This window comes from Pseudonocardia nigra, assembly GCF_019396355.1.
In the GTDB taxonomy this organism is placed as follows: Bacteria; Actinomycetota; Actinomycetes; order Mycobacteriales; family Pseudonocardiaceae; genus Pseudonocardia; species Pseudonocardia nigra.
In genome coordinates this window covers 1-1,878 of the sequence record NZ_JAHKRK010000424.1, presented here as the reverse complement: position 1 = coordinate 1,878, position 1,878 = coordinate 1, and the positions used below count along the sequence as shown (strand labels likewise).

General features: G+C 69.3%; 3 protein-coding genes. All 3 read left to right on the top strand.

Going from position 1 to position 1,878, the window contains the following annotated elements:
• Positions 1 to 86 precede the first annotated feature (86 nt).
• On the top strand, positions 87 to 425 hold the full coding sequence (locus KME75_RS41215) for a hypothetical protein (protein WP_219420412.1): 339 nt from the start codon (positions 87 to 89) through the stop codon (positions 423 to 425).
• Between the two features lie 86 nt (positions 426 to 511).
• Positions 512 to 1,096: a DUF6444 domain-containing protein gene (locus tag KME75_RS41210; RefSeq protein ID WP_219420411.1), complete on the top strand. Its 585-nt coding sequence runs from the start codon at positions 512 to 514 to the stop codon at positions 1,094 to 1,096.
• A partial coding sequence (locus tag KME75_RS41205; RefSeq protein ID WP_219420410.1) for an IS66 family transposase occupies positions 1,054 to 1,878 on the top strand: 825 nt, incomplete at its 3' end. The genes KME75_RS41210 and KME75_RS41205, both read left to right, overlap by 43 nt.

The window sequence follows — 1,878 nt, the reverse complement described above, 5'->3', positions numbered from 1 at the left end:
GGTAAACATTCAGCCCTTGCGCGAGGTTGGATGTGCGGTTCCTGCAGCGTCGGGTCGGCTGATCTTGGGGCGGTATGGTTGCGGGCATGGCCATCAGGGACGCTCGGGCGGTGATCGCCGCGCTGGCTGATCCGGAGACGTTGTTGGTGTTCGGTGTGATCGCTGGGAGGACGTCGAAGCTGCAGATGAGTACGTCGGACGGGACGCGGTCGACGCCGTATGTGACGCCGTACGGTCTGATGCGTGAGACCTCGCTGTCGCGGGATGTGGTCGAGGCGGCGGCCGGGCGGCTGGAGCGGGCTGGTCTGCTGGAGGTCCTGGTCGACGACGAACGAGGGGATGAGAGTTGGCGGGTCAGCGAGGCCGCTCTGGCCGCCGCGTCGACCGGATCGGATGGTGTCGGGGCGCGGCCGCGCCGTGGATGAAGCCGGGGCGGGCCATCTGCCAGGCGAGGTTGTCGATCTCGGCGTGTCGATCGCTGGGAGCGCCCCCGCTGTAGTGTGATCTTGGCGTGCCGGCGCCGGAGGACCTGTCGCGCGAGGAGCTGATCGGGCTCGTCGCGGAGCGGGATGCGCGGATCGCGGCCCAGGACACGCAGATCACGACGCTGTCGGCGCAGGTCTCGGATCTGGTGGAGGCCAACGAGCGGCTCGTGGCGAAGCTGGCCAGGCTGGAGCACCTGCTCTCGCGTAACTCCGGCAACTCGTCGATGCCGCCGTCCAAGGACGACGATCCGGGTAGGACGCCGCCGGAGATGCCGAAGCGGCGGGCTGGTGGGACGAAGCGGCGCCGGGGTAAGCAGCCAGGGGCGCCGGGGGCGAACCTGGCCTGGGTCGACAACCCGACCAAGCGGGTCGACCGGTTCCCGCAGGGGCACTGCGCGTGTGGCCACGAGCTGGCCGGGGCCACCGACCTCGATGTTGTGGATCGCTATCAGCAGCATGAGATCCCCGAGCTGTCGGTGACGGTGACGCAGTACGACCAGCATCAGGTGCGCTGCGGCTGCGGCGAGATCACACCGCGGCGCGTCCCGAGGGTGCCCGCCCCGGGCCGGTGGGGTACGGCCCCAACCTGCAGGCCTTCGCCGTCTACCTGATGGTGGTGCACTTCGTGCCCGCCCAGCGGTGCGTCGAGCTGCTGGAGTCGCTGACCGGCGCCGCACCCAGCGTCGGGTTCGTGCACGGCATGCTCGACCGTGCCGCGACGCTGCTGGCCGAGGTGGACAAGCGGATCCGCGCCCTGATCACCATGGCCTACGCGGTATGCGCCGATGAGACCCCGCTGCGGGTCGGGGCGAAGACGCCGAAACCGGGACGGCGCAAGGCCGAGAAGTACCTGCTGGTCGCCTGCACCGAGCTCTACACCCATTACCTGCTCGGCGACCGGGACCTCGCGACGTTCAAGGCGTTCGTGCTCGCCGACCTGACCGAGTCGGTGGTCGTGCACGACCGCTACCACCTCTACGACTCCACCGCGATCGGCGAGCTGACCCACCAGCTGTGCTGCCAACATCTCCTGCGTGATCTCGCTGGCGCCGCCGAGACCTACCCAGACGCGCTCTGGCCCACCCAGATCGCCGACGCGCTGCGGAGCCTGATCCACCAGGCCAACCTCGCCCGCGACGCCGGACACGACACCATCGCCGACACCGTCCGCGACAAGCTGATCAAGACGTTCACCAACGGGGTGAAGGTCGGGCTGTCCGACACCACCAGCCACGGCGACCGCCCCGGCGAACGCAAGGCCCACCTGCTGCTCAAGGTCCTACGCGACCGCGAGGACGACGTGCTGCGGTTCGCCCACGACCTACGCGTGCCGGCCACCTCCAACCAGGCCGAACGCGACCTGCGCCCGGCCAAGATCCAACAGAAGATCTCC

Excerpts from the sequence above, each read along its gene's own strand:
- KME75_RS41215 (WP_219420412.1), top strand. The coding sequence starts at position 87 with ATGGCCATCAGGGACGCTCGGGCGGTGATCGCCGCGCTGGCTGATCCG.